Source organism: Paraburkholderia sp. SARCC-3016 (assembly GCF_031119615.1).
GTDB lineage: Bacteria > Pseudomonadota > Gammaproteobacteria > Burkholderiales > Burkholderiaceae > Paraburkholderia.
On sequence record NZ_JAVHZD010000038.1, the window covers coordinates 1 to 25,461 of the forward strand.

Annotated in this window: 25 protein-coding genes, 1 tRNA gene and 1 pseudogene; 11 read left to right on the forward strand and 16 right to left on the reverse strand. The window is 63.1% G+C overall.

Annotation, left to right across the window (positions count from 1 at the left end):
* Positions 1–74: 74 nt before the first annotated feature.
* The 7 genes from QYH69_RS30005 to rpsO form a co-directional block, all read right to left on the reverse strand.
* Positions 75–401 (reverse strand): NADH-quinone oxidoreductase subunit A, encoded by a 327-nt coding sequence (locus QYH69_RS30005; protein WP_308835308.1) that lies wholly within the window; start codon positions 399–401, stop codon positions 75–77.
* 177 nt (positions 402–578) lie between these two features.
* Positions 579–663: transfer RNA gene (locus QYH69_RS30010), tRNA-Leu, on the reverse strand.
* Between the two features lie 112 nt (positions 664–775).
* Complete coding sequence (gene secG / locus QYH69_RS30015) at positions 776–1,234, reverse strand: preprotein translocase subunit SecG (RefSeq protein ID WP_308835309.1); 459 nt, start codon at positions 1,232–1,234, stop codon at positions 776–778.
* An 81-nt stretch (positions 1,235–1,315) separates the two neighbouring features.
* The gene (tpiA, locus tag QYH69_RS30020) at positions 1,316–2,095 is read right to left on the reverse strand and encodes a triose-phosphate isomerase (RefSeq protein ID WP_308835310.1); all 780 of its coding nucleotides are present in this window, start codon (positions 2,093–2,095) and stop codon (positions 1,316–1,318) included.
* 311 nt (positions 2,096–2,406) lie between these two features.
* Positions 2,407–3,423, reverse strand: a complete 1,017-nt coding sequence (locus tag QYH69_RS30025; RefSeq protein WP_308835311.1) for an NAD(P)H-quinone oxidoreductase — start codon at positions 3,421–3,423, stop codon at positions 2,407–2,409.
* Between the two features lie 130 nt (positions 3,424–3,553).
* The gene (pnp, locus tag QYH69_RS30030) at positions 3,554–5,695 is read right to left on the reverse strand and encodes a polyribonucleotide nucleotidyltransferase (protein ID WP_308835312.1); all 2,142 of its coding nucleotides are present in this window, start codon (positions 5,693–5,695) and stop codon (positions 3,554–3,556) included.
* A gap of 374 nt (positions 5,696–6,069) precedes the next feature.
* A complete protein-coding gene (gene rpsO, locus QYH69_RS30035; protein WP_075157608.1) occupies positions 6,070–6,339 on the reverse strand; it encodes a 30S ribosomal protein S15 in 270 nt (89 codons plus the stop codon).
* A gap of 335 nt (positions 6,340–6,674) precedes the next feature.
* On the opposite strand from rpsO, the gene QYH69_RS30040 reads away from it, so the two are divergent.
* Positions 6,675–7,220, forward strand: a complete 546-nt coding sequence (locus tag QYH69_RS30040; protein ID WP_308835313.1) for a hypothetical protein — start codon at positions 6,675–6,677, stop codon at positions 7,218–7,220.
* 96 nt (positions 7,221–7,316) lie between these two features.
* Here the strand turns inward: QYH69_RS30040 and QYH69_RS30045 are convergent, their stop codons facing one another.
* The 6 genes from QYH69_RS30045 to QYH69_RS30070 all read right to left on the reverse strand — a co-directional run bounded on the left by QYH69_RS30045 (position 7,317) and on the right by QYH69_RS30070 (position 14,581).
* Positions 7,317–8,861, reverse strand: coding sequence for a 2-isopropylmalate synthase (locus QYH69_RS30045; RefSeq protein ID WP_308835314.1), 1,545 nt, complete (start codon positions 8,859–8,861; stop codon positions 7,317–7,319).
* A gap of 517 nt (positions 8,862–9,378) precedes the next feature.
* Positions 9,379–10,260, reverse strand: a complete 882-nt coding sequence (gene pssA, locus QYH69_RS30050; RefSeq protein ID WP_308835315.1) for a CDP-diacylglycerol--serine O-phosphatidyltransferase — start codon at positions 10,258–10,260, stop codon at positions 9,379–9,381.
* A gap of 20 nt (positions 10,261–10,280) precedes the next feature.
* A complete protein-coding gene (locus QYH69_RS30055; RefSeq protein ID WP_308835316.1) occupies positions 10,281–10,919 on the reverse strand; it encodes a phosphatidylserine decarboxylase in 639 nt (212 codons plus the stop codon).
* Positions 10,920–11,088: 169 nt separating this feature from the next.
* Positions 11,089–12,105: a ketol-acid reductoisomerase gene (ilvC, locus tag QYH69_RS30060; RefSeq protein WP_308835317.1), complete on the reverse strand. Its 1,017-nt coding sequence runs from the start codon at positions 12,103–12,105 to the stop codon at positions 11,089–11,091.
* Positions 12,106–12,201: 96 nt separating this feature from the next.
* Positions 12,202–12,693, reverse strand: a complete 492-nt coding sequence (ilvN, locus tag QYH69_RS30065; RefSeq protein WP_075157614.1) for an acetolactate synthase small subunit — start codon at positions 12,691–12,693, stop codon at positions 12,202–12,204.
* Between the two features lie 124 nt (positions 12,694–12,817).
* A complete protein-coding gene (locus QYH69_RS30070; protein ID WP_308835318.1) occupies positions 12,818–14,581 on the reverse strand; it encodes an acetolactate synthase 3 catalytic subunit in 1,764 nt (587 codons plus the stop codon).
* A gap of 474 nt (positions 14,582–15,055) precedes the next feature.
* Between QYH69_RS30070 and QYH69_RS30075 the strand changes: the two genes are divergently transcribed.
* From QYH69_RS30075 to QYH69_RS30120, 10 genes and pseudogenes are all read left to right on the forward strand, one after another.
* Positions 15,056–15,619, forward strand: coding sequence for an RNA polymerase sigma factor (locus QYH69_RS30075; RefSeq protein ID WP_308835319.1), 564 nt, complete (start codon positions 15,056–15,058; stop codon positions 15,617–15,619).
* Positions 15,616–16,041 carry a DUF3619 family protein gene (locus tag QYH69_RS30080; protein ID WP_308835320.1) on the forward strand — a complete coding sequence of 142 codons (426 nt, stop codon included), beginning with the start codon at positions 15,616–15,618 and terminating at the stop codon, positions 16,039–16,041. Before QYH69_RS30075 ends, QYH69_RS30080 begins: the two co-directional genes overlap by 4 nt.
* Positions 16,042–16,059: 18 nt before the next feature.
* On the forward strand, positions 16,060–16,881 hold the full coding sequence (locus QYH69_RS30085; RefSeq protein WP_308835321.1) for a DUF3106 domain-containing protein: 822 nt from the start codon (positions 16,060–16,062) through the stop codon (positions 16,879–16,881).
* A gap of 189 nt (positions 16,882–17,070) precedes the next feature.
* Positions 17,071–17,688, forward strand: coding sequence for an RDD family protein (locus QYH69_RS30090; protein ID WP_308835322.1), 618 nt, complete (start codon positions 17,071–17,073; stop codon positions 17,686–17,688).
* A 295-nt stretch (positions 17,689–17,983) separates the two neighbouring features.
* Complete coding sequence (locus QYH69_RS30095) at positions 17,984–18,925, forward strand: UDP-2,3-diacylglucosamine diphosphatase (RefSeq protein WP_308835323.1); 942 nt, start codon at positions 17,984–17,986, stop codon at positions 18,923–18,925.
* Between the two features lie 117 nt (positions 18,926–19,042).
* Complete coding sequence (locus QYH69_RS30100; RefSeq protein WP_308835324.1) at positions 19,043–20,077, forward strand: glycosyltransferase family 1 protein; 1,035 nt, start codon at positions 19,043–19,045, stop codon at positions 20,075–20,077.
* A gap of 34 nt (positions 20,078–20,111) precedes the next feature.
* Positions 20,112–20,909 (forward strand): diacylglycerol kinase, encoded by a 798-nt coding sequence (locus QYH69_RS30105; protein ID WP_308835325.1) that lies wholly within the window; start codon positions 20,112–20,114, stop codon positions 20,907–20,909.
* A 279-nt stretch (positions 20,910–21,188) separates the two neighbouring features.
* Positions 21,189–21,884, forward strand: a pseudogene (locus tag QYH69_RS30110) (TetR/AcrR family transcriptional regulator); the annotation flags it as partial.
* Positions 21,885–22,035: 151 nt separating this feature from the next.
* Positions 22,036–22,620 (forward strand): TIGR00730 family Rossman fold protein, encoded by a 585-nt coding sequence (locus tag QYH69_RS30115; protein ID WP_308835326.1) that lies wholly within the window; start codon positions 22,036–22,038, stop codon positions 22,618–22,620.
* A 55-nt stretch (positions 22,621–22,675) separates the two neighbouring features.
* Positions 22,676–23,422 (forward strand): SDR family oxidoreductase, encoded by a 747-nt coding sequence (locus QYH69_RS30120; protein WP_308835327.1) that lies wholly within the window; start codon positions 22,676–22,678, stop codon positions 23,420–23,422.
* A gap of 102 nt (positions 23,423–23,524) precedes the next feature.
* Here QYH69_RS30120 and QYH69_RS30125 read toward each other — a convergent pair whose 3' ends face one another.
* From QYH69_RS30125 to QYH69_RS30135, 3 genes are all read right to left on the reverse strand, one after another.
* Positions 23,525–24,163: a DUF924 family protein gene (locus tag QYH69_RS30125; protein ID WP_308835328.1), complete on the reverse strand. Its 639-nt coding sequence runs from the start codon at positions 24,161–24,163 to the stop codon at positions 23,525–23,527.
* Positions 24,160–24,891 (reverse strand): alanyl-tRNA editing protein, encoded by a 732-nt coding sequence (locus QYH69_RS30130; RefSeq protein ID WP_308835329.1) that lies wholly within the window; start codon positions 24,889–24,891, stop codon positions 24,160–24,162. The genes QYH69_RS30125 and QYH69_RS30130 overlap by 4 nt, the downstream gene beginning before the upstream one ends.
* A 129-nt stretch (positions 24,892–25,020) precedes the next feature.
* The gene (locus QYH69_RS30135; RefSeq protein WP_308835330.1) at positions 25,021–25,431 is read right to left on the reverse strand and encodes a group II truncated hemoglobin; all 411 of its coding nucleotides are present in this window, start codon (positions 25,429–25,431) and stop codon (positions 25,021–25,023) included.
* Positions 25,432–25,461: the final 30 nt, after the last annotated feature.

The following is a 25,461-nucleotide window of genomic DNA, read 5'->3' on the forward strand; positions in this document are numbered from 1 at the left end:
CGTAGCCATGTCGTTCTGTGAGCCAAGGAGTTGGTAGAATGTTTTGTCTTCCTAAGACCGCTTGGCCTCCGACTTTAGGCGAAGCCCAGCAGGAATTCGAGCAGAAAAATCATCATCGAAATGAAGCCCGGCCAGCCGATATCGCGCAGCGCAACGCCCCACGGAAACAGGAACGCGGTTTCAAGATCGAAAATGATGAACAGGATGGCGACAAGGTAGTAGCGCACGTCGAACTTCATGCGCGCATCTTCGAACGCTTCGAAGCCGCATTCGTACGGCGCGTTCTTTTCGCTGTCGGGCCGGCTGGGACCGAGGATCTTGCCGATACTGACCAATGCTACGCCTAAACCGGTACCCACGAGGAGGAACAACAATACGGGGAAATAGGCTGCGAGGTTCAAGACTATCCTCAATCGGTTGGTTCTAACAAACCATATGCCGGGAGCGGACCCCTCCCCCGACGCGAATCACTTCGGCCTGCTTGCTGTTGTAAGCGTATGGCAAGCAGCTCACTAGAAGTGAAAATGCCAGCCGAAGCGAAGCAAGCGGCTGGCATTAGGATAACGTCTAGATAACATTGGTGCCGACGGCGAGACTCGAACTCGCACAGCTTTCGCCACTACCCCCTCAAGATAGCGTGTCTACCAATTTCACCACGTCGGCACTGTCTGCAATCCGGGAAATCAACTTATAAAAGCCGCGAATCGCTTCAAGACTTGAATTGTAACTGGTTTAAACAGTTTGTTCAACGCACAAAAGCAGGCTAAACGAAAATTTATTTCGGCACATCCTGGCCCGGCGCGGACGATGCAGGCGCAGCAGCCGAAGCACCTGAAGACGCACCTGAAGACGCAACTGAAGCACCCGGAGCAACTGCATTCGTTGCTGTAGAAACCGACGCGGGCGCAGCGGCCGATGCGGGCCCGGATGCCGATGTGGCAGCAGGCGCGCCTGTCGTTGCCGCGGTGCCAAGGACACCTGCCGAAGGCTTCGCGTGATACGCACCGAGATAAGTCAGCGCAAGCGTCGTCACAAAGAAGATCGCGGCGAGCACCGCCGTCGAACGCGACAGGAAGTTCGCCGAACCGGTTGCGCCAAAGAGGCTGCCCGATGCGCCGCTACCGAACGCCGCGCCCATGTCCGCGCCCTTGCCATGCTGCAACAGCACGAGGCCGATAATGCCAAGCGCCGACAACAGCTGCACGACGATGATCAATGTTTTCAAATACAGCATCACACCCACCCGAGTCTTTATTTAAAGGCGCAACGTAAAAACACGCTGCGCGCAACAATCGAATTACCGCAACAATCGAATCTACCGCACCGCACTTGCCGCGACCGCCGCCTCGCAGATCGCAAGGAAATCGGCATGTTTCAGCGATGCACCGCCAATCAGGCCGCCATCGATGTCCTGCTGGCGAAACAGTTGTTCCGCGTTTTCCGGTTTCACGCTACCGCCATACAACAGCGCGACACCCGCTGCTGCTTCGCTCTTTGCTTCAAGCCGCGCACGCAGAAATGCATGCACCGCTTGCGCCTGTTCGGCCGTCGCGGTCTTGCCGGTTCCGATGGCCCAGACGGGTTCGTAAGCGACCACGATGCGCGACACCTGATCGGACGACAGCTTCGCGAGCACGGCATCGATCTGCATGCGGATGACGCTTTCGGTTTCGCCTGCTTCGCGTTGCTCGAGCGTTTCTCCGACGCACACAATCGGCGTCAAGCCCGCTTCGAGCGCACGCAGCGCTTTCGTCGCCACGAGTTCAGCGCTCTCGAGATGGTAAGCGCGCCGTTCCGAGTGACCAACGATCGCATACGACGCACCGAACTCTACCGCCATTTCCGCCGCGACTTCGCCGGTGAACGCACCTTGCTCGTGCGCGGAGATATCCTGCACTCCCCACGCCACGCGGCTGCCATTGAGCAGCGCCTGCGCCTGCGCGAGATACGGACACGGCACGCAAACGCCGATGCCTACCTCATCCGGCAAGCCGCCCGCGCCTTGCGAGACCGCCTGCAGCAGCAGCTTGTTGTCGGCAAGGCGGCCATGCATTTTCCAGTTGCCGACTACCAGTTTCGCCCGTTGTTTCGCCATCGTCTTGCCCGTTGCCCCGATGTCATGAATGGTGGGCGAGCTCCGCTTCGTCGCTCCCCCGGTTCCTTGAACCACGATGCCTGTCTGGCTGCAACCCTGACTTGCGGCCCCGACTTGCGGCCCCGACTTGCGGCCCTGACTGCAACCCACACGCCGCCGCACGCGCAAAACACGCGATTTTACTTTGCGCGGCACAGACGGGTCAAACGGGGAACAAAGTGGACAGCAGCAACTTGCGGCGCCGTCTCGCAACAACCGGTGCGGTGGCGGCGTGACGACCGCCGCGCGGCCATCCGTGCCTCACGTCTCGATCAGCTGTCCGCGCCCCAATTCAGCACGATCTTGCCGACGTGCGTGCTGCTTTCCATCAGTTCATGAGCCTGCGCGGCCTCGCGGGCGGGAAACACGCGATGCACGACCGGCTTGATCGTCCCGTCTTCGAGATGCGGCCAGACACGCTCCATGAGCTGCGCGGCGATCTTCGCCTTGAATTCGACAGGCCGCGGACGCAGCGTCGAACCCGTGATGGTGAGCCGGCGGCGCATCACATCGCTGAGGTTCACTTCCGCCTTCGCGCCGCCCAGCAGCGCGATGATCGCGACACGGCCGCCATCGGCAAGCGCCTTCAGTTCGCGCGCGATATAGCTGCCCGCGACCATGTCGAGAATCACGTCGACGCCGCGATCGTTCGTCAGCGATTTCACCACTTCGACGAAGTCTTCGGTCTTGTAGTTGATCGCGCGCTCGGCGCCGAGCGCTTCGCACGCGCGGCATTTGTCGTCGGAACCCGCGGTCGCGAATACGCGAAAGCCGAGCGCATGGGCGATCTGGATGGCCGTCACGCCGATGCCGCTCGAGCCGCCTTGCACGAGAAACGTCTCGTTCGCGCCGCCTTCGCCCTTGCCCAGTTGCGCGCGGTCGAACACGTTGCTCCAGACCGTAAAGAACGTTTCCGGCAGCGACGCCGCTTCGATGTCGGTCAGTCCCTTCGGCACCGGCAGACATTGCGCGAGCGGCACCGCGGCAAATTCCGCATAACCGCCGCCCGCGAGCAGCCCGCATACGCGATCGCCCATCTTGAGGCCGAACGGATTGTGCCTGGCGTCGATCGTGCCGCCGACGATCTCACCCGCCACCTCGAGCCCCGGCAGATCGGACGCGCCCGGCGGCGGCGCATACGAACCCTTGCGCTGGAACACATCGGGCCGGTTCACGCCGGACGCAGCCACCTTGACCAGCACTTCGCCCGCTTTCACTTCCGGCATCGGACGCTCGGCAAGCTTCAATACTTCCGGTGCGCCGAACTCGGTAATTTCGATCGCTTTCATCGCTGTCGTCTCCAAAGGTGGGGATTGCGCTGAAAACTGCGGGAACAATTGCGGGTTCGCAATGCAATCCACCCTACATGAAAAACGGCCGGCGCGCATTCACGCTGCCGGCCGTCTGTTCGAGCCGCGCTTACTGCGGGGTCGATTCGGGTTGCGTCGCGGCGCCGTCGTTCAGCAGCGCCTTCGCCGACAGGCGCACGCGGCCCTTTTCATCCGTCTGGATGACCTTGACCTTCACCTGCTGGCCTTCCTTCAGATAGTCGTTGATGTCCTTGATGCGCTCGTTCGCGATCTCGGAGATATGCAGCAGACCGTCCTTGCCCGGCAGGATATTCACGATCGCGCCGAAGTCGAGCAGCTTGAGCACCGTGCCTTCGTAGATCTGGCCGACTTCGACTTCCATCGTGATGTTTTCGATACGCTTCTTCGCTTCGGCCATGCCTTCCGCGCTCGTGCTCGCGATCGTCACGACGCCGTCGTCGGAGATGTCGATCGTCGTGCCCGTTTCCTCGGTCAGCGCGCGGATCACCGAGCCGCCCTTGCCGATCACGTCGCGGATCTTTTCCGGATTGATCTTGATCGTGATCATGCGCGGAGCGAACTCGGACAGTTGCGTGTTCGCGCCCGACACGGCCGAGGTCATCTTGCCGAGGATATGCATGCGGCCTTCCTTCGCCTGGGCGAGCGCGACCTGCATGATTTCCTTCGTGATGCCCTGGATCTTGATGTCCATCTGCAGCGCGGTCACGCCGTCGGCGGTACCGGCCACCTTGAAGTCCATGTCGCCGAGGTGATCTTCGTCGCCGAGGATGTCGGTCAACACCGCGAACTTGTTGCCTTCGAGGATCAGGCCCATCGCGATGCCGGCGACGTGCGCCTTCATCGGCACGCCCGCGTCCATCAGCGCGAGACAGCCGCCGCACACCGACGCCATCGACGACGAACCGTTCGACTCGGTGATTTCCGACACGACGCGAATCGAATAGCCGAATTCGTCGGCGCTCGGCAGGCACGCGACGAGCGCGCGCTTGGCGAGACGGCCGTGGCCGATTTCGCGGCGCTTCGGCGACCCGACGCGGCCGGTTTCTCCGGTCGCGAACGGCGGCATGTTGTAGTGGAGCATGAAGCGGTCGCGGTATTCGCCTTCGAGCGCGTCGATGATCTGTTCGTCGCCCTTCGTGCCGAGCGTCGCGACGACGAGCGCCTGCGTTTCGCCGCGCGTGAACAGCGCCGAACCGTGCGTGCGCGGCAGCACACCCGTGCGGATCTCGATCGGACGCACGGTGCGCGTGTCGCGGCCGTCGATGCGCGGCTCGCCGTTCAGGATTTGCGAACGGACGATCTTCGCTTCGATGTCGAACAGGACGTTGCCGACCGTCGCCTTATCGGCCGCAACGCCGCCCGTTGCGAGCGCTTCTGCTTCGAGCTTCGCCGACGTCGCTGCGTAGACTTCCTTGAGCTTCGCCGAACGCGCCTGCTTGTCGCGCGTTTGATAAGCGGCAAGCAGTTCGTTGTAAGCGATTTCGTTGACGCGCGCGATCAGTGCTTCGTTCTTCGGCGCCGGCTGCCAGTCCCACTCGGGCTTGCCGCCTTCGCGCACGAGTTCGTGGATCGCGTCGATCGCCGTTTGCATCTGCTCGTGGCCGAACACGACCGCGCCGAGCATCACGTCTTCAGGCAGCTGGTCCGCTTCGGATTCGACCATCAGCACGGCACGCTCGGTACCGGCGACGACGAGGTCCAGACGCGATTCCTTGATCTGCGAGCGCGTCGGGTTCAGCACGTATTCGTTGTTGATGTACGCGACGCGCGCGGCGCCGACCGGGCCGTTGAACGGCAAGCCCGAGACCGCGAGCGCAGCCGATGCGCCGATCAGCGCGGGGATGTCGGCCGGCACGTCCGGGTTGATCGACATCACGTGGATGACGACCTGGACTTCGTTATAGAAGCCTTCCGGGAAAAGCGGACGCAGCGGACGATCGATGAGGCGCGAGATCAGCGTTTCGCCTTCGGACGGACGGCCTTCGCGGCGGAAGAAACCGCCCGGAATCTTGCCTGCCGAGTAGGTCTTTTCGATGTAGTCGACCGTCAGCGGAAAGAAATCCTGGCCCGGCTTGGCGGTCTTCGCACCGACGACGGTGGCGAGCACGACCGTATCTTCGACGTCGACGAGCACGGCACCGCTCGCCTGGCGGGCGATTTCGCCCGTCTCGAGGCGAACCGTATGCTGCCCCCACTTAAATTCTTTGACGATCTTGTTAAACATAGACATTTGTCCTCCATTGATCTTTTCGTCAAGCCGTACGCGCCAATGCGCGACGGCTACGCTTGAGCCGGTGCCGCAGGGGAAGAGGAGTGTTATGCCATTCCAGAGGGCCGCGCGGCGTGCGCGAACCGCTGGAATGACACAGCGCTCTTCCCTGAAGCCCGGCTGATTGCTCTTGCCTTGCTATTGCTGTCTGATCTTGCCTGCTATTGGTTGCCTGCTATTGGAACCGACAGATCGGAACTGCCAGAAACCGCCCGCGAGGCCTGAATGCGCACGGATTTCGATTGGTACGGCTACCCGTTTTGCGCACCGTTCAAAAACAAAATGCCTGCATCAGCGGAACTGACACAGGCACTTTGCTGAAAAGAACGACCCGCTTACTTACGCAGACCCAGCTTCTCGATCAGCGAACGATAACGATCGGCGTCCTTGCCCTTCAGGTAGTCGAGCAGCTTGCGACGGCGGCTCACCATGCGCAGCAGACCGCGGCGGCTGTGATGGTCTTTCGTGTGGGCCTTGAAGTGAGCCGTCAACTCGTTGATGCGCGACGTGAGCAGTGCGACCTGCACTTCGGGGGAGCCGGTGTCGTTAGCGCCGCGAGCGAATTGCGCGACGACGTCGGATTTTTTGATTTCAGCAACAGTCATTTGATTTCCTTTGATTCAACAGGCGGTCACGGAAGAAGGGCCGTGCCGTGGGTTACAGCGAAACCGCTGGATTCTACGCTACAACGCGGCATACGAAAACCATGGGCCTGCTGCATTGGCCATGTCATCGCATTTGCCATGTTTTGCAACGAGGCGCGTATTGTAGCACAGCCCGAAAGCCCGGCGAATCGTGGTCTTTCGGACACGCTGGACACTGCAGCTGCGTGCTCGCCCCGCCGAATTGCTGTGCGGTTTGAAAATCTTCGCCGCATCACATGTCAAAATGATGCCTGTCCGCGATAGAAATTATCGTGAAAACGCATCTGGAGACATTCATGTTCAATCGCCTTTCAACAGCCTGCGCAGCGATTGCGCGGTATGCGCGCGGGCGGCGCATGCTGGTTGCCTGCGTCGGCACGCTCGCGCTGGCAGGCTGCGCGCAACCGTGGCAGGGTTATCAGCCAGGCGCCGACCAGTCGACGGTGCTATCGCGCCTCGGGCCGCCACGCGAAGTCTACGATCTGCCCAACGGCGGCAAACGGCTTATGTGGCCGACGCAGCCGATGGGCGAATACACGACAGCCGCCGACATCGACGCGAACGGCAAGATTGTCAGCGTGCGCCAGGTGCTGCAGCCGAGCGAATTCTATCGCGCGGAAATCGGCAAATGGACGCGCGCCGACGTGCTCGTCAACTTCGGCCGCCCCGAGGAAACCTCGTATTTTCCGCTGATGAAGCGCGAGGTGTGGACCTACCGGTATTACGAGGACAACGTCTGGTACATGCTGTACAGCTTCTATTTCGACGATCAGGGCATCCTGCGGCTCACGCAGAAGACGCCCGATCCGCTGCACGACCCGGACCGCCGCAGCCTGTTCTGAGCGCACGCGGCGCCAACATGAAAAACCCCGTGTGGACTTCGGAGTCCACACGGGGTTTCGTTTTTACCGCTGGCGCGATAACGCCGGCGTCAGTGCTTACGAGCGCTGTGGATTGAGCTTGTCCACCCCCGTGTAAAGCCGGTTCAGCGCCGCGATATATGCCTTCGCCGACGCCGCGACGATATCGGGATCGGTGCCGACGCCGTTGACCACGCGCCCAGCCTTCGACAACCGCACGGTCACCTCGCCTTGCGCCTGCGTGCCGGTCGTAATCGCGTTCACCGAATACAGCAGGAATTCCGCGCCGCTGCCGACTTCGCTTTCGATCGCGTTCATCGTCGCGTCGACGGGACCATTGCCGCGCGCTTCGGCCGTGACTTCCTTGCCTTCGACCGAAAACACGATTCGCGCATGCGGCTGCTCGCCCGTCTCCGAGCGCTGCGAGAGCGACACGAACTTGTAATGCTCCTTCTCCTGCGCTTCGGCCGATTCCTCGGTGACGATCGCGATGATGTCCTCGTCGAAAATTTCGGCTTTGCGGTCGGCGAGTTCCTTGAAGCGCGAGAACGCGGTGTTGAGTTCGGCTTCGCTGTCGAGCGAAATGCCCAGTTCCTGCAAACGCTGCTTGAACGCATTGCGGCCCGAGAGCTTGCCGAGCACGATCTTGTTCGCGGTCCAGCCCACGTCTTCCGCGCGCATGATTTCGTAGGTATCGCGCGCCTTCAGCACGCCGTCCTGGTGAATACCCGACGCATGCGCAAAGGCGTTCGCACCGACCACCGCCTTGTTCGGCTGCACGACGAAACCCGTGATTTGCGACACGAGCTTCGAGGTCGGAACGATCTGCGTCGTATCGAGGCCGATGTCGAGGCTGAAATAGTCCTTGCGCGTTTTCACCGCCATGACGATTTCTTCGAGCGACGTATTGCCCGCGCGCTCGCCGAGACCGTTGATCGTGCATTCGACCTGACGCGCCCCGCCGATCTGCACGCCGGCCAGCGAATTGGCGACCGCCATGCCGAGATCGTTATGGCAATGCACGGAAAACACGGCCTTGTCCGAGTTCGGAATGCGCTCGCGCAGCGTCTTCACGAGATTGCCGTAGAGCTCCGGTACGCCGTAGCCGACCGTGTCCGCGATATTGATCGTCGTCGCACCTTCGGCGATCACCGCTTCGAGCACGCGGCACAGGAAGTCCATATCCGAGCGGCTGCCGTCTTCGGGCGAGAACTCGACGTCGTTCGTGAATTTGCGCGCGAAGCGCACCGCGAGTTTCGCCTGCTCGAACACCTGCTCCGGCGTCATCCGCAACTTCTTTTCCATGTGCAGCGGCGACGTCGCGATAAACGTATGGATACGGAAATGATCGGCGGGCTTCAACGCGTCGGCGGCGCGCTGAATGTCTTTGTCGTTCGCGCGGGCGAGCGAGCAGACGGTGCTGTCCTTGATTGTCGACGCAATTGTCTGGATCGCATCGAAGTCGCCGTTCGAGCTTGCCGCAAAGCCGGCTTCGATCACGTCCACCTTCATCCGTTCGAGCTGCTTCGCGATACGGATTTTCTCTTCCTTCGTCATCGACGCGCCGGGCGACTGCTCGCCGTCACGCAACGTCGTGTCGAAAATGATCAGCTTGTCTGCCATCTCAGGTCTCCTGGGGATCCGGTCAATTCAAATCGAAAAGGAATACGGGTGTTTGCGCCACCGGCTGGCGACGCTAACAGGAGACGAGGCAGACGGGAGGCGAAAACGATCAGCGCGACAGGCGCGCCGAAGCTAGCGAGCGTAGTAGCGCGCCAGCTTGAAGAGTCAGGAAGGGGAACTTGGAAAGTGCCATGCCAGCGACTATATCGAGATTCATCGATTCGCGCAATTCACGATAACGGCCGGCGCGACCGCTCCACAGCCGCTTGTTCGACGGTCAACACGGCGCACGCCATATGGCGTAATGGTCCGCCGGCACGTGCAGCAGGCGGCAATAGGCGCAGACAAACGCGGCGATTGAAAAGCAGAAACAAGGGAAAGAAGCAGAAACGGCTGCTTTGGGAGCGGCAAGCGCGTTGCACCCGCCCTGAGCTCAAAAGCAGCCGTCGACTATGACGGGCGCGTGACGCATCGCGTCGTCTGCGGCCGTCGCAGCCGATCGCAGCGACGGCGACGGCTACGGCTGCCGCTGCGAAGAACGCGCGGGATTGCCACGGCCGCGCAGCGTCTGATACCCCCAGAACACATAGCCCGACAGGCCATACAGCACGAACAGGCCGAACAGCATGAGCGGCGGATCCGACGACACGAGGACGAACAGCATCACAATCAGAAGCGTCGCCGCGAACGGCACGCGATGCCGGATATCGAGCGCCTTGCCGCTATAGAACGGCGCGTTCGACACCATCGTCACGCCCGCGTAGATCGTCAGCGCGAACGCGACCCACGGCAGCCAGCCGAGCTTGAGCGGCACGCGGTTGTCAGTGGCGAGCCAGACGAACCCCGCAATCAGCGCGGCGGCAGCCGGGCTCGGCATACCCTGGAAAAAGCGCTTGTCGACGACGCCGATATTCGTGTTGAAGCGCGCGAGCCGCAGCGCCGCCCCCGAGCAGTAGACGAACGCCGCGAGCCATCCCCAGCGTCCAAGGTCTTTCAGCACCCATTCGTACATGACCAGCGCCGGCGCCACGCCGAACGACACCATGTCGGACAGGCTGTCGAACTGCTCGCCGAACGCGCTTTGCGTATGCGTGATACGCGCGACGCGCCCGTCCATTCCATCGAGCACCATGGCGACGAAGATCGCGATCGCCGCGACTTCGAAACGCACGTTCATCGCCTGCACGACCGCGAAGAAGCCGCAGAAGAGCGCCGCGGTGGTGAATGCATTCGGCAGCAGATAAATGCCGCGCTTGCGCAGGAATTGCTGACGCGCGGCGCGCCGGCTGTCGATCACGACCGGCACGGGGTCGCCCGTCGGCTTGTTGCGGCGGAACGGTCTGATCGGCCGCGGTTGCGGTGCGGCGCTGCTGCGTGGTCGACGCGGTTTCAGGGCCATCGGAGTCTCCGTGAGCCGCTTTATAGTTCGGCCAGAATGGTTGACGAGGCCGATACCTTCTCGCCGATCGTCACGCGCGGACGGCTGCCCATCGGCAGATACACGTCGACGCGCGAACCGAAGCGGATGAAGCCGTAGCGCTGGCCTCGCGTGAGCGGCTCTCCCGCACGGACGTAGCAAAGAATGCGCCGCGCGATGAGTCCGGCGATCTGCACCGACGTCACTGTCGCCCCGCTCGCCGTTTCGATGACGATCGCATTGCGCTCGTTTTCGAGCGACGCTTTATCGACGGCGGCATTCAGATACGAGCCCGGAAAGTATTCGACTTTCAGGATCGCGCCATCGACCGGCGAGCGCTGCGAATGCACGTTGAACACATTCATGAACACGCTGATCTTCAGCGCCTCGCGCTTCGCATACGGGTCATGCGCGGTCTCGACAGCGACGACACGACCGTCGGCCGGACACAGCACCGCGTTCGGCTGCGTCGGAATGGGCCTCGCCGGATCGCGAAAGAATTGAACGACGAAAATGACGAGCAGCCAGAACAGCCACGCAATGCCGAACCCGAGGAAGGCATGGACCAACAGCGCGACAACGACGGCGATTCCGATAAACGGCCAGCCTTCGCGTGCGATGATCGGGTGAGGGTAATTCATGGATGGCTTCAGTGTTTTTGTAAAACCGTAGGATAGCAAAAGCCGCCCAGGGTTCATCACGCTGGACGGCTTGGAGGGACGGCGCAGCGCGACGACTGCGCCCGACATGGCATACGCTGGCGGAATGACCCCGGAGAAAAGCGCCGGGGAAACAACCGCGCCGCCGGCCTTAGTTTTTCGACTGATCGACGAGCTTGTTCTTCGCGATCCACGGCATCATCGCGCGCAGCTTCGCACCGACCTGCTCGATCTGGTGCTCGGCCGTCAGACGGCGGCGCGATTGCAGCGTCGGCGCGCCGGCGCGGTTTTCGATGATGAAGCTCTTCGCGTATTCGCCCGTCTGGATGTCTTTCAGCACGTCCTTCATCACCTTCTTCGTTTCGTCGGTGATGATGCGCGGGCCCGTCACGTACTCGCCGTACTCGGCGTTGTTCGAGATCGAGTAGTTCATGTTCGCGATGCCGCCTTCGTAGATCAGGTCGACGATCAGCTTCAGTTCGTGCAGACACTCGAAGTACGCCATTTCCGGCGCGTAGCCTGCCTCGACCAGCGTTTCGAAGCCGGCCTTGATCAGATCGACCGTGCCGCCGCACAGCACGGCCTGCTCGCCGAACAGGTCGGTTTCGGTTTCTTCGCGGAAGTTCGTTTCGATGATGCCGGCACGGCCGCCGCCGTTCGCCGCCGCATACGACAGCGCGATGTCGCGCGCCGCGCCCGACTTGTCCTGCGCGACCGCGACGAGGTGCGGCACGCCGCCGCCTTGCGTGTACGTGCTGCGCACCGTGTGACCCGGCGCCTTCGGCGCGATCATGATCACGTCGAGGTCCGCACGCGGAATCACCTGGCCGTAGTGCACGTTGAAGCCGTGTGCGAACGCGAGCGCCGCGCCCTGCTTCGCATTGGCGTGCACTTCGCTCCTGTACACCTCGGCGATCTGCTCGTCGGGCAGCAGCATCATGACGACGTCGGCGCCCTTCACCGCCTCGGCCACTTCCTTCACGGTCAGGCCCGCGTTCTCAGCCTTGCTCCACGAAGCGCCGCCCTTGCGAAGACCGACGGTCACCTTCACGCCGCTGTCCTTCAGGTTCAGCGCGTGCGCATGGCCTTGCGAGCCGTAACCGATGATCGTGACCTGCTTGCCTTTGATGAGGGAGAGGTCGGCGTCCTTGTCGTAGAAAACTTTCATGTCTGTTCCTTGGCGATATACGGTGAATTCAAATGTTGCGTTTTACTGCGCGGCCGGGCCCGCGGGTGGCGCGCCCGGCCATGATCGATGGCGTCGTCAAACCTTGAGGATACGCTCGCCGCGCCCGATGCCCGAACCGCCCGTGCGGACCGTTTCGAGAATCGCCGTCGCATCGATTCCTTCGATAAACGCGTCGAGCTTGTCGCTCGCGCCCGTCAGCTCGATCGTGTAGGTCTTTTCGGTGACGTCGATGATGCGGCCGCGGAAAATATCCGACATCCGCTTCATCTCTTCACGCTCCTTGCCGACCGCGCGCACCTTGATCAGCATCAGCTCGCGCTCGATGTGGGCGCCCTCGGTCAGGTCGACCACTTTCACCACCTCGATCAGGCGGTTCAGATGCTTCGTGATCTGCTCGATCACGTCGTCCGAGCCAATGGACACGATGGTCATGCGCGACAGCGAACGGTCTTCGGTCGGCGCCACCGTCAAGGTTTCGATGTTGTAGCCGCGTGCCGAAAAGAGCCCGACGACGCGCGATAACGCGCCCGGTTCGTTTTCGAGCAGCACGGAAATAATGTGTCTCATGATCGCTTCTTCCAGATATCCAGGTATCGATTTATCCGCACCGGCCGCGCCGCTTCGCCTGCTTCGCGCCTTTTGTGAAGGCGCGCATGGCGAAGCCAACGCTCAGTGACAAAAGCCGGCGCCGTTATAGATCTTCCGCACCGAGCAGCATCTCCGTGATGCCCTTGCCGGCCTGTACCATCGGCCAGACGTTCTCGGTAGGATCGGTCTGGAAGTCGAGAAATACCGTGCGGTCCTTCAGACGCAGCGCTTCCTTCAGCGCGCCTTCAACATCCGACGTCTTCTCGATGCGCATGCCGACATGGCCGTACGCTTCGGCAAGCTTCACGAAATCGGGCAGCGCATCCATGTACGAATGCGAATAGCGCTTGCTGTATTCGATCTGCTGCCACTGGCGCACCATGCCCAGATAGCGGTTGTTCAGCGAAATGATCTTGACCGGCGTGTCGTACTGCTTGCACGTCGACAGTTCCTGGATGCACATCTGGATCGAGCCTTCGCCCGTGATGCACACGACTTCATCGTCCGGATGCGCGATCTTCACGCCCATCGCGGCCGGCAGGCCGAAGCCCATCGTGCCGAGGCCGCCCGAGTTGATCCAGCGGCGCGGCTTGTTGAAGCGGTAGAACTGCGCGGCCCACATCTGATGCTGGCCGACGTCCGAGCAGACAAACGCGTTGCCGTCGGTCAGTTCCCAGAGCTTCTCGACCACATATTGCGGCTTGATGATTTCGCTCTTGCGGTCGTACTTGAGGCAGTCTTTCGAACGCCAGCCTTCGATGTCCTTCCACCACGCGGCAAGCGCTTCGGTATCCGGGCCGTGCTCGGCCGTCTGCAGCTGTTCGATCAGTTCCTTCAGCACTTCCTTCACGTCGCCGACGATCGGGATGTCGACCTTCACGCGCTTCGAAATGGACGACGGATCGATGTCGATATGGATGATTTTGCGCGGCCGCGACGCGAAGTGCGCCGGGTCGCCGATCACGCGGTCGTCGAAACGCGCACCGATTGCGATCAGCACGTCGCAGTGCTGCATCGCCATATTCGCTTCGTACGTGCCGTGCATGCCGAGCATGCCGACGAATTTTTTGTCGCTCGCGCGATAGCCGCCGAGACCCATCAGCGTATTCGTGACCGGGTAGCCGAGCAGATCGACGAACTGGTTCAGCTCGCGCGCCGCGTCGGCGAGGATGATGCCGCCGCCGGTGTAGATATACGGGCGCTTCGCCGTCAGCAGCAGCGACACCGCCTTGCGGATCTGGCCCGAGTGGCCTTTCGTGACCGGGTTGTACGAGCGCAACGCGACGGTTTTGATCGGCTCGTAGTGGCACGGCGCTTTCGACACGTCCTTCGGAATGTCGATCAGCACCGGACCGGGCCGGCCGGTACGCGCGATATAGAACGCTTTCTTGACGGTGGCGGCGAGATCGCGCACGTCCTTCACGAGGAAGTTGTGCTTTACGCAAGGCCGCGTGATGCCGACCGTATCGCATTCCTGGAACGCATCCTGGCCGATTGCCGCAGTGGGCACCTGGCCAGTGATGATCACCATCGGGATCGAATCCATGTACGCGGTGGCGATGCCGGTAACCGCGTTCGTGACGCCGGGACCCGACGTGACGAGGCAGACGCCGACCTTGCCGGTCGAGCGCGAATAGGCATCGGCGGCGTGCACCGCGGCCTGCTCGTGACGCACGAGCACGTGCTGGAATTTGTCCTGCTTGTAGAGCTCGTCGTAGATGTAGAGTACCGAGCCGCCAGGATAGCCCCAGACAAACTCGACGTCTTCGTCAGCCAGGGCGCGCATGAGCACGGTGGCGCCGATCGAGTCAGCTTCGGGATGGGGAGTGGTATCCGACGTGGAGAATTCCGCGCTGGGCATATTCATCGTTCACCTTTCGAATTTTCGGCAAAAAATTGATCGGGTGCTCTCTGCCGGGCTTGTGGCTCGGGTTCAAGCGGCGCGTCCAGTTTGACCGGCGGACTTCTTGGGCCCGCCTCAAATGAGACTAGTCACTTTATGTTGCGAACCAGCGACAATAGCGTTAAGCGGCGCTCCGGTCAAGAAATTATTTCCGCCCCAGGGATGCATCAGGCATTACGTTCATCTTCCATATTCGTGCCGCGCTAACCGCTTGCTTCGCGCGCCCCTGCCCTGCGCTTACTGCCTGTTTTCCAACGTTTTTCCCCAAAACGTTTGCGGCGCGGCTGGCGCGAGGCTGCCCGATTTCTCGCGGCCGCCGCCGATTTTTGTTAGCATCCGCGAGTTTTACGACATTTTTCGGCCGCCGCTTCACGTATACCCGGCCGGCTTTTTCTCACCGATTCCAGCGCACGCGCCCGCTTCGCCCACTCAGCACGGATGGCATCAGACAAAGAACTCGCCGATTTTCTGGCGGGCGTCGAAAGGCGCGCGTTCAAGCAGACGGTTTACGCCGTGCGGGACGACGACGCTGCACTCGACATCGTGCAGGACGCCATGATCAAGCTCGCCGAGAAGTACGGCGACCGTCCTCCGCCTGAGCTTCCGCTTTTGTTTCAGCGTATTCTTCAGAATGCGACGCACGATTATTTTCGTCGCCAGAAGGTGCGCAACACGTGGGTGAGCCTCTTCTCGTCGCTCGCCAACTCGGACGACGACGAATTCGACCCGCTCGATACCATCGACGTTCAGGACGGCACGCCCCGCGCGGAAAGCGGCGAAGAGCGCCTCGCGCGCGAGCAGATTCTGCAGTTGATCGACGACGAAATCCAACGGTTGCCGGCACGTCAACGGGAGGCGTTTCTGATGCGTTACTGGGAAGATATGGATGTCGCCGAGACTGCCGCCGCGATGGGCTGCTCCGAAGGCAGTGTGAAGACCCACTGCTCGCGGGCCACCCATACGCTGGCCCAGGCGCTCAAGGCCAAAGGAATCACGCTATGAGCCCCGCTCACGATAAGGAAATCGAGTTCGCGTGGCAGGTGCGGCGCGCACTCGACGAAAGCGCCGCCCGCCTCCCGCCCGCCGCTGTCGACCGGCTCGCCGCCGCGCGCCGTACCGCGCTCGCGCGCAAGAAGCCGGATGCCGTGCGCGCGCCGGCCTTCGTGCCGGTGCTCGTGCCGGCTCCGGCGGGCGTCATGCCTGCCACCGGCCCGGCGCCGCGCCGCGCGTCGAAACTGCGCCGCTTCGCGCTCGCATGGCCGATCGCCGCGCTCGTCGTCAGCCTCGTGGCGATCGCGTACTGGGAGGACCAGCAGCGCACCGCCGAACTGGCCGATATCGACGCCGCGATGCTCAGCGACGACCTTCCGCTTTCCGCCTACCTCGATCACGGTTTCAACGCGTATCTGTCGCATGCGCGGTAGGACTGGGAGAAGCGACGGGTGAATTACAAGCGCGGCCTTGCCGTTGTCTCCGGATGTGTGATTGCCGGCGTGGTTGCGTTCGCCGCCACCTATCCGCGCTTTCATCCGCCGGCGCCCGTGCATGCCGCAGCCGGCACGCCCGCCAGCGCGACGCCTGTCGCGCCGAAGCCCGCGGCGCCCGCGCTTGCGGTCGAGATTCCCGGCTTGCGGAACAACGGCCCGCTTGCGTGGGCACGGCTCACGAACGCCGAGCACATCGCGCTCGCGCCCTTCGCCACGCAGTGGGATTCGTTCAGCGACGAGCGCAAGCGCAAATGGCTGAAGATTGCGGCGCGCTACCCGAAGATGACGGCCGAAGCGCAAAAGCGCCTGCACGAGCAGATGACCGAGTGGGTCAGGATGACGCCCGAGCAGCGCCGCATCGCGCGCGAGAACTATCAGATTTCGAAAGGACTGTCGCGCGAAACGCGGCAGAACGCCTGGAAGGCCTATCAGCTGCTGCCGGAAGAACAGAAGGAACGACTCGCGGCGAGCGAGCATAGGCGGCGGCCGACCGTCGTCAGCGCGCCGCCGTCCGGCAAGAGAGAGCTCAAGGACATCAGCCGGCTCGTCAACGGCAAGGAACACCCGGCAAGCGGCGCAGCCGGCAAACCCGCGCCCGGCGCTTCAGGCGTGTCGGGCGCACGAGGCACGAGCGGCGCGCCGGCCGCGCTGGCGTCGACGGCGGTCGCGGCATCGCAGCCGGTCCTGCCGGCCATGCCGTCCGCCGCGAGCTTCGTGCCGGCGACGCCCACGCCGGTTTCGCCGGCCGATGCGCCGGCCGCGTTCCACGGCTCGTGAGCGGCCCGCAACGTTCTACGGTGGCGGCGGCCGCATACACACGGCGCACACGGCGCACACGGTGCGTGCGCGCCTCGCGGCATCTTCGTTTTCTGGGTCTTTTCCCTGATTCACGCTGCGGGACTTTTCCGTGATGCTCGCGGCTGATGCTGGCCTCGATCCTCCTCTGGTGCGCGCCGACCCGATTCGATGAAACAATCCGCTTCAGCTCCGAACGCCGCGCTTGCTTCGGCCAACTTGCCGCCTGAACCGGAACCGGCGATCAGTCGGCAGACGCCGGCGAAAGCGCCGCCGGAACCGAAAACAAGCGCGGACACGCCATCGCCCGCACCGGTCCCCACCATCCGCCGCCGCCTTGCGACGCTCGTCTACGAAGGCGTGATCCTGTTCGGCATTGTGTTTATCGCCGGCTATCTGTTCAGCACGCTCACGCAGCAGCGCAACGGGCTCGTCCATCGCGACTGGCTTGCGGCGTGGATCGGCATCGTCGTCGGCGTGTATTTCGTCTGGTGCTGGACGCACGGTGGACAAACGCTGCCGATGAAAACGTGGCGCTTGCGCGTCGTGCGCGCGAAAGACGGCGCCCCGCTGTCGTGGCCGCGCGCGCTTGCGCGCTACGTGCTCGCGTGGCTCTGGTTCCTGCCGCCGCTCGCGCTGCATCCGCTCTTCGAGCTCACGGTGCCGCACACGCTCGCCGTCGCGGGCCTCTGGTTTATCGCGTGGGCCGCTGTCGCACGGCTTTTTGCCGATCGTCAGTTTCCGCACGACCGGCTCGCGGGCACGCGCATCGTTTCGGTCACGCGCTGAGACGCCGGCCGCGACGCACCGCGTGCCGCCCGGCAGCGGCAGCGGCGCACGGCGCCTCGGGCACCCACACGACGCGCACGCAAGTCCGCAAGCGGATGCCAGTGCCGCAAGCCGCACCGCCTCGAGGCTTGTTTCGCGACTGCGCACATTGCATCCGTGTGACCGCAACGGTGAGCCTCGCCGCTGTATCGCGCGCACCACACGTCGGGTTGCGTAAAAAGAAATTCTCGTGAATGTCACGGCTCCGTCATGACGCAAATGTGCAATGCGGGTACTGCAACTCGACGCGCGAGCCATGGACCCCAAAACGTCCGCGACTTCCCTGTTCCGCCAGACTGGCCCGAGCGTCGACCCCGTCGGCTTCGGGCCCAACGCTCCCTCCGCCGCCGCGATTCCTCTGCCTCCGATTCCCGCCATTCCCTCCTCCAGCGACGCCCCGCACGATGACAATCCCGATGAAGTGCATCGCTACCGGACCATCTGGCTCTCGGATATTCACCTTGGATCGAATGGTTGTCAGGCATCCTACCTACTCGATTTTCTCCGGCATAACGAGTCGGAATACCTGTATCTGGTCGGCGACATCATCGACGGATGGCAGTTGAGGAAGGGCTGGTACTGGCCGCAGGCGCACAACGACGTCGTGCAGAAGATCCTGCGCAAGGCGCGCAAGGGCACGCAGGTGGTCTACGTGCCCGGCAATCACGACGAAGCCGCGCGCCAGTTCTGCGATCTCGCGTTCGGCGATATCCACGTGCGCGGCGAAGCGTTCCACACGACGCTCGCGGGCCAGCGGTTGTGGATCGTGCACGGCGACCTGTTCGACGGTGTGATCCAGCATGCGAAGTGGCTCGCCTATCTCGGCGACACGCTCTACACGCTGATTCTCGTGCTGAACCGCTGGTTCAACCGCATCCGCAGCAAGCTCGGCTTCCAGTACTGGTCGCTGTCGCAGTACCTCAAGCATCAGGTGAAAAATGCCGTGAATTTCATCTCGTCGTTCGAGCGCGTGATGACCGACGAAGCACGCCGCCGCGGCTGCGACGGCGTCGTCTGCGGCCATATTCACAAGGCCGAGATTCGCGATATCGACGGCGTGCTGTACTGCAACGACGGCGACTGGGTCGAAAGCCTCTCCGCGCTCGTCGAGACTTACGAAGGCGAACTGAAGGTCGTCTACTGGACCGTGATGCGCGCGCCGCCGGTCAGCGCGCAGAAGGCCCGCGCGACCGCGTAGTGCGGGCAAGCACGGCTCTCGCGCCGTTGCCCTGGGAGACATCGCAGGCACACAGCGCGAGAGCCAGGCTCCCTCGTTTACCCGTCTGTCCCACTTCTTTCGACAAGGGCCACACCGATGAAGATCATGATCGTCACCGATGCATGGGAGCCGCAGGTCAATGGCGTGGTTCGCACGCTGAAGAACACGACGCGCGAACTGACCGCGCTCGGCCATCGCATTGAAATGCTGACGCCGCTCGAGTTCAAAACGATTCCGTGCCCGACCTATCCCGAGATTCGCCTGTCGCTGTTCCCGAAGCGCCATTTGCACCGTCGCATCGACGAATTCGCGCCCGACGCGCTGCATATCGCGACCGAAGGCCCGCTCGGACTCGCGGCGCGCGCCTATGCGATCAAACACAAGCTGCCATTCACGACCGCCTACCACACGCGCTTTCCCGAGTATGTACAGGCGCGCTTCGGCGTTCCGCTCGCGTGGACGTATCGCTTCCTGCACTGGTTCCACAAGGCATCGCTCGCGGTGATGGCGCCGACGCCGGTCGTGAAATCGGACCTTGAAAAATTCGGCTTCACGAACGTCGTGCTGTGGACGCGCGGCGTCGATCTCGACATCTTTCATCAGATGGACTCGAAGGTGCTCAATACCGCGCGGCCGATCTTTCTGTACGTCGGGCGCGTCGCCGTCGAGAAGAACGTCGAGGCGTTTCTGAAGATCGATCTGCCCGGTTCGAAATGGGTCGCCGGTGAAGGCCCCGCGCTCGCCGAACTGAAATCGCGCTATCCCGAAGTCAATTATCTCGGCGTGTTGTCGCAGCCCGAACTCGCGAAAGTCTATGCGGCCGCCGACGTATTCGTGTTCCCGAGCCGCACCGACACGTTCGGCCTCGTGCTGCTCGAAGCGCTCGCCTGCGGCACGCCGGTCGCCGCCTATCCGGTGACGGGCCCGATCGACGTGCTCGGCGATGGCGGCGCGGGCGCGATGAACGAGGACCTGCGCGAAGCGTGCCTCGATGCGCTGAAGATCGACCGCAACCACGCGCGCGCATGGGCCGAGCGTTTCTCGTGGGCAGCGGCCTCCGAGCAATTCGCCGCGCACCTGAAACCGCTGCCGCGCAACGCGTATCCGCGCGAAGAAAGCGCCGCCGCGTAACGCGCGGCTCACGCGAGCCAACCGGTCACTTTCCATGCGAGCCAGACACCCGCATTTGCTGCGCGCTTCGCAACGCGCGCAGCACGATGACGAAGCGCACAGCGCCGGCGACGATCCGTTCGCCGACATCCACGACGCCGACATCCACGACGCCGACATCCACGACGCCGACATCCACGAACGCGAACACGGCCGCGACGAACGCGCCGCGCATCGCGAGCCTGCGCAGAACGGAACCGCCACCCACGCTTTCGACGAGAGCGCGCGCATCGAGCGCATCGAGCGCACCGCGGCGGCCGACCCGGCGCGCATGCGCTATGCTGGGCGTCCGACCACGCCGAGGAAGCCCGCGATGCATTCCGAGCCGTCCACGCGCCGCGAGTCCGACGCGCACGAACCGCTTGGCCCCGACGATCCGCTCGCGCCCTTGCCTTTCAATCCGTACAAAGGCAACCGCGGCCTCACGCGTGCATGGCATGCGATGAAGAATTCGCTTGCCGGCTTTCGCGTTGCGATTCGCGAGGAAAGCGCGTTTCGTCAGGAACTGACGCTCGCGGCGATTCTCGTGCCGTGCGGTCTCGCCGTGCCCGTCGATCCGGTCTCGCGCGTGCTGCTGCTCGGCTCGGTGCTGCTCGTGCTGATCGTCGAACTGCTGAATTCGAGCGTCGAAGCCGCGATCGACCGCATCTCGCTCGAGCGGCACGAACTGTCGCGGCGCGCGAAGGATCTTGGCAGCGCGGCCGTGATGGTTGCGCTCTTCATGTGCGTGATGACGTGGGCGCTGATCGTCGGTCCGCTGATCGCGCGGTGGATCGGCATGCTGTTTCACTGAAAATCGGCGAGCGCGCCGCGAAGCCGTTCGCTGCCGCTTGCCTTCGCGTGCGTTCACTTGCCTTGTCTCGCGGCGCATTGCCGGATGCGTCGCTTCGCCGCCACGTTCGTCTCGGGTAAAACCCTGACCGCCCGGTCGGGAATTCGAACGGTCGGTTTATAATCTTCAAATGATCTCAGCAAACGCTGATCAGACGATTACACCTGCACCGGGCGGACGCGCCGCAGTCGCATGCGGCTTTTTCGTGTCGGCCCGGTCATTATCTGAGGGCAGGACGACATGGAAGCCAAACCTCCCCGTCGCACGCGCGAACGGATACTCGAACTGTCTTTGAAGCTCTTCAACGAGATCGGCGAGCCGAACGTCACGACCACGACCATCGCCGAAGAGATGGAGATCAGCCCGGGCAATCTGTACTATCACTTCCGCAACAAAGACGACATCATCAACAGCATCTTCGGCCAGTTCGAGCAGGAGATCGAAAAGCGGCTGCGCCTGCCCGACGACCATCGCGTGACGATCGACGAGATGTGGTCGTATCTGCAGTACATGGTGGAATTTACGTGGCGCTATCGCTTTCTGTATCGCGACCTCAACGATCTGCTCGCGCGCAACCGCATGCTCGAGATGCACTTCAAGCAGATCATCAGCCACAAGGTGCGTTTCGCGAGCCAGTTCTGCGAGCAGCTCGTCGAAGACGGCGAGATGGTCGCGACACCCGACGAACTGCGCGTGATCACGACCAACATCGGCGTGATCGGCACGTACTGGCTGTCGTATCAGTTCGTCATGAATCCGCGCAAGTACAATGACCCGGAGTCGATCCGCGCGGACCTGCATCAGGTCAGCGTGCAGATCGTGTCGGTAATGGCCCCGTATCTGCGCGGCCGCTCGCGCCAGCTGTTCGACGATCTCGTGTCGGGCAAGCTGCCGAAGCGCGAGTTCTACGACTACCTGCCGCCGCGCGATGCGGCGCCGTCGGCAGCGGCGGCTGCGCCGGTTGCCGCTTCGGTCAAGGGTACTGTCAACGCTGCTGCCGCAGCGGGCACGGAAGTCGCGCGCGAACGCAGTACGGTCAAACCTTGAGTGCGCATCGCACGCATCCTGAAGCAGGAAGTCCATTTTGATGAAAGCAGTATGTGTCTATTGCGGCTCCGCGAAAGGAGCCAACCCCATTTATGCAGAAGCGGCGCACGCGTTCGGCCGTGCCCTCGTCGATGCGAATCTCGCGCTCGTATATGGCGGCGGCAAGGTCGGCCTGATGGGCATGATCGCCGACTCGGTGATGGCGGCTGGCGGCCGCGCGATCGGCGTGATTCCGGAGCTGCTCGTCGACAAGGAAATCGGCCATCACGGCCTGACCGAACTGCACGTCGTGTCCGATATGCATGAGCGCAAGAAGATGATGGCGGACCTCTCCGATGCGTTCGTCGCATTGCCGGGCGGCGCCGGTACGCTCGAAGAGCTGTTCGAGGTCTACACGTGGGCGCAGCTCGGTTATCACCGTAAGCCCGTCGGCGTACTCAATATCGCCGGCTTCTACGACCCGCTGATCGCGATGCTCGAGCACACGGTGCGCGAAGGCTTCATGCAGCAGACCTACTTCGAGACGCTGCAGATCGACAGCGAGGTAGCTGCGTTGCTCGGCAAGCTGCAACACTACCGCCCGCTCGCGCAGGACAAGTGGTCGCAGCACCGCGACAAGGTTTGACGCGCTTCACGTGCGCGCGAGCCTTGATTCCCTTCGTTGAACCGATGAGGCAACCATGACCAAAGTCGTTCTGATCACCGGAGCGAGCCGCGGCATCGGCCGCGCGACCGCGCGGCTCGCTGCCGCGCTCGGCTGGTCTGTGGGCATCAACTATTCGAGTAACGAAGCGGCAGCGCGCGAAACGGCGGCACTCGTCGAAAGCGCCGGCGGACGCGCGCATCTGCTGCCCGGCAATGTCGCCGAAGAACCGGCGGTGATCGCGATGTTCGACGAATGCATGCGCGTGTTCGGACGGCTCGACGGCTTCGTCAATAACGCCGGCATCGTCGCGCCCGGCATGCCGCTCGCCGATATGGACGCCGCGCGCATGAAGCGGATCTTCGACACTAATGTCTACGGCGCCTATCTGTGCGCGCGCGAGGCGGTGCGGCGCATGGCGAAGGACCGCGGCGGCCATGGCGGCGCGATCGTCAATCTGTCGTCCGCGGCCGCGCGGCTCGGTGCGGCGAACGAATATGTCGACTATGCGGGCTCGAAGGCCGCCATCGATACGCTGACCATCGGTCTTTCAAGGGAAATCGGCCCGCACGGCGTGCGCGTGAACGCGGTGCGCCCCGGTCTCATCGATACCGAGATTCACGCGAGCGGCGGCCGGCCCGATCGCGCAGCGGTGCTCGGCGCGCAGACGCCGCTTGGTCGCGCGGGCAGCGCGGAGGAAGTGGCGGAGACGATCGTATGGCTGTTGAGCGACGCATCGTCGTATGTGACCGGCGCGATAATCGACGTGACGGGCGGGCGGTGATTGCGAGGACTTGCGCGGCCGCCGTCCGTCGGGCGTCCGGCCGCCTTGCCACTGCACCGCTCGACCATTAGAAATACCCGTTCGGAGCGCGCTGGAACCGCGCTAGAACCGCGAACCGCGCTCGCGCAGAAACGCCCTCTCCTCTTCGGTCGATTGACGGCCCAGCAACGCATTGCGATGCGGAAAGCGCCCGAAGCGCTCGATGACCTTTGCGTGCCGCACGGCTGACTGCGCGTACGACGGGTCGAGTCCCTGCGCTTCCAGCTCCCGATAAAGCCGCATGCATTCGCGCTGGCCTTCCATCGTTTCGTCGTGCTCGAACGGGATATACGCGAACGCGCGATGGTAGACCGTCGGCAGCAACACGTCGCTGCCCTCTCCGATCATATGCCGCGCGATGCTCAGGGCCTGCGCATCGCCATCGTACATGCGCGCCGAACCGCGATAGCAATTGCGCGGGAACTGGTCGAGCACGATGACGAGCGCGACGGACCCAAGCGGCGTCGCAAGCCATGCGTCGAGTTCATGCGCGAGCGCCGCTTCGATCAGTGATCCGAAACGCTCGCGCAGCATCGCGTCGAACGCGCCGCTGCGTTTGAACCAGCACTTGCGGTCCGTGCCATATTCGCCTGAAGCAGGCACGCCGAACCAGCAGTCGAGCACCTCGCGCGAGCGCGCATCGAGCGACGCATAGTCGGCTTGCGGCGAATACGCCGCCGCGCGGTTCGAACGCTCGCTCACACGAGTTCCAGCACGAGCCGGCGCGTGCGCGCACTCTTCTTTTCGAGCTTCGCGACGCGCAGTGCGCCGATTTCTTCCGTATTGCGCACATGCGTGCCGCCGCACGGCTGCAGATCGACGCCTTCGATACGCAACAGACGCACGCGGCCGAGCCCCATCGGCGGCTTTACGCTCATCGTGCGCACGAGCTCGGGCCGCGTGGCCATTTCGTCGTCGGTGATCCATTCGGTCGCGACGTCATGCGCGCCGCCGACGAGTTCGGCAAGCCGCGCTTCGACATGCTCGCGCTCGATCGGCTCGACCGTCGCGAAGTCGAGCCGTGCGTAGTCGGTCGTGATGCTGCAGCCGTCGACCGCATAAGGCAGCACCGCGCACATCAGATGGCTCGCCGTGTGCAGCCGCATATGACGGTAACGGCGCGCCCAGTCGATTTCGGCGCGTACGCGCTCGCCCGCGGCGAGGCGGGCAAGCAGTGCTTGCTGACCCGGCGCCGGCACGTGCACCGCGTCGTCGGGCGTCGCGCCTTCGAACTTCGCCTTGCGCGTGTCGGCGATCTCGATGCGCGTGCCGTCCGCGAGCACGAGCGCGCCGGCATCGCCGGCCTGACCGCCGCCAAGCGGATAGAACACAGTCTGGTCGAGATGGATGCCGTGCTCGTCGACGGCCGTGATCGTCGCCTCGCAGCCCGTCAGATATGCGTCTTCGCGAAAAAGTGCACGCGTCGCCATGGGCGAATCTCCTTGGTTTCGTGATTCGGTTCGTGCGTAATGTCCGGTGCCCGAAGCATGTGCCGCCGGCGGCATCGCGCGTGCCTCAGGCCCGACTCGGCTCTACCGTCGAGGGTAGAACACATGTGCTCAGCCAGGGCGGTTACGCATCCAGTCCGCCGTGTCGAAGAACGAATGCAGCAGCCGTTCGCGCAGCGTGTCGGACAAACCGACGTCCTGCATCGCCCACGCCATGCAGCGCAGCCACTGATCGCGCTCGCTCGACGCGATCGCGAACGGCAGATGCCGCGCGCGCAGCCGCGGATGGCCGAAGCGGTCCTCATAGTGGCTCGGGCCGCCGAGCCAGCCGCACAGGAACCAGAAGAACTTGTCGCGCGAGCCTTCGAGCGTCGGCGGATGCAGCGCGCGGATGCCTGCAAAATCGGGCTCGAGGTCCATCAGGTCGTAAAAGCGGTCGACGAGTTCGCGCACGCGCGCCTCGCCGCCCACGAGTTCGAACGCCGTCGGTTGGGCGATCGTCGTGTCGTTGGAGTCGGTCATACGGGAAAAGCCAGGTCATTGCAAACAAAG

Excerpts from the sequence above, each read along its gene's own strand:
- secG (WP_308835309.1), bottom strand. The coding sequence starts at position 1,234 with ATGCTGTATTTGAAAACATTGATCATCGTCGTGCAGCTGTTGTCGGCG.
- tpiA (WP_308835310.1), bottom strand. The coding sequence starts at position 2,095 with ATGGCGAAACAACGGGCGAAACTGGTAGTCGGCAACTGGAAAATGCAT.
- QYH69_RS30025 (WP_308835311.1), bottom strand. The coding sequence starts at position 3,423 with ATGAAAGCGATCGAAATTACCGAGTTCGGCGCACCGGAAGTATTGAAG.
- pnp (WP_308835312.1), bottom strand. The coding sequence starts at position 5,695 with ATGTCTATGTTTAACAAGATCGTCAAAGAATTTAAGTGGGGGCAGCAT.
- rpsO (WP_075157608.1), bottom strand. The coding sequence starts at position 6,339 with ATGACTGTTGCTGAAATCAAAAAATCCGACGTCGTCGCGCAATTCGCT.
- QYH69_RS30040 (WP_308835313.1), top strand. The coding sequence starts at position 6,675 with ATGTTCAATCGCCTTTCAACAGCCTGCGCAGCGATTGCGCGGTATGCG.
- QYH69_RS30045 (WP_308835314.1), bottom strand. The coding sequence starts at position 8,861 with ATGGCAGACAAGCTGATCATTTTCGACACGACGTTGCGTGACGGCGAG.
- pssA (WP_308835315.1), bottom strand. The coding sequence starts at position 10,260 with ATGGCCCTGAAACCGCGTCGACCACGCAGCAGCGCCGCACCGCAACCG.
- QYH69_RS30055 (WP_308835316.1), bottom strand. The coding sequence starts at position 10,919 with ATGAATTACCCTCACCCGATCATCGCACGCGAAGGCTGGCCGTTTATC.
- ilvC (WP_308835317.1), bottom strand. The coding sequence starts at position 12,105 with ATGAAAGTTTTCTACGACAAGGACGCCGACCTCTCCCTCATCAAAGGC.
- ilvN (WP_075157614.1), bottom strand. The coding sequence starts at position 12,693 with ATGAGACACATTATTTCCGTGCTGCTCGAAAACGAACCGGGCGCGTTA.
- QYH69_RS30070 (WP_308835318.1), bottom strand. The coding sequence starts at position 14,581 with ATGAATATGCCCAGCGCGGAATTCTCCACGTCGGATACCACTCCCCAT.
- QYH69_RS30075 (WP_308835319.1), top strand. The coding sequence starts at position 15,056 with ATGGCATCAGACAAAGAACTCGCCGATTTTCTGGCGGGCGTCGAAAGG.
- QYH69_RS30080 (WP_308835320.1), top strand. The coding sequence starts at position 15,616 with ATGAGCCCCGCTCACGATAAGGAAATCGAGTTCGCGTGGCAGGTGCGG.
- QYH69_RS30090 (WP_308835322.1), top strand. The coding sequence starts at position 17,071 with ATGAAACAATCCGCTTCAGCTCCGAACGCCGCGCTTGCTTCGGCCAAC.
- QYH69_RS30095 (WP_308835323.1), top strand. The coding sequence starts at position 17,984 with ATGGACCCCAAAACGTCCGCGACTTCCCTGTTCCGCCAGACTGGCCCG.
- QYH69_RS30100 (WP_308835324.1), top strand. The coding sequence starts at position 19,043 with ATGAAGATCATGATCGTCACCGATGCATGGGAGCCGCAGGTCAATGGC.
- QYH69_RS30105 (WP_308835325.1), top strand. The coding sequence starts at position 20,112 with ATGCGAGCCAGACACCCGCATTTGCTGCGCGCTTCGCAACGCGCGCAG.
- QYH69_RS30115 (WP_308835326.1), top strand. The coding sequence starts at position 22,036 with ATGAAAGCAGTATGTGTCTATTGCGGCTCCGCGAAAGGAGCCAACCCC.
- QYH69_RS30120 (WP_308835327.1), top strand. The coding sequence starts at position 22,676 with ATGACCAAAGTCGTTCTGATCACCGGAGCGAGCCGCGGCATCGGCCGC.
- QYH69_RS30130 (WP_308835329.1), bottom strand. The coding sequence starts at position 24,891 with ATGGCGACGCGTGCACTTTTTCGCGAAGACGCATATCTGACGGGCTGC.
- QYH69_RS30135 (WP_308835330.1), bottom strand. The coding sequence starts at position 25,431 with ATGACCGACTCCAACGACACGACGATCGCCCAACCGACGGCGTTCGAA.